This window comes from Adlercreutzia equolifaciens, from assembly GCF_029076695.1.
GTDB lineage: Bacteria > Actinomycetota > Coriobacteriia > Coriobacteriales > Eggerthellaceae > Adlercreutzia > Adlercreutzia equolifaciens_A.
The window spans coordinates 1-322 of sequence record NZ_JARFIK010000226.1 but is presented as its reverse complement, the minus strand read 5'-3'; the positions used below and the strand labels follow the sequence as shown (position 1 = coordinate 322).

Genomic DNA, 322 nt, shown 5'->3' with positions numbered 1-322 from the left:
GGAAGGCCGACAGGAATATCTTCTGGTGGATGGATACAATATTATTTTCTCATGGGAGGAACTAAGAGAGCTGTCCGAAAAGGATATTGGTGCGGCACGCGGGAAACTTGCGGATATCTTAAGCAACTATCAGGGATACAGAAAATGTACGCTGATCCTTGTGTATGATGCATATAAAGTTGAAGGCAATCCGGGTGAAGTGATGAAATATCATAATATTTATATTGTCTATACCAAAGAGGCGGAAACGGCAGACCAGTATATCGAAAAGACTGTAAGACGGATCGCAAAGGATGCTGCTGTAACTGTGGCAACTTCAGAC

At 42.9% G+C, this 322-nt stretch carries 1 protein-coding gene; it reads left to right on the top strand.

Annotated elements, in window-relative coordinates; all coding sequences use genetic code 11:
* Positions 1–25: 25 nt before the first annotated feature.
* Positions 26–322: NYN domain-containing protein (locus PZH32_RS12160; protein ID WP_275208515.1), on the top strand; the 297-nt coding region annotated here is incomplete at its 3' end.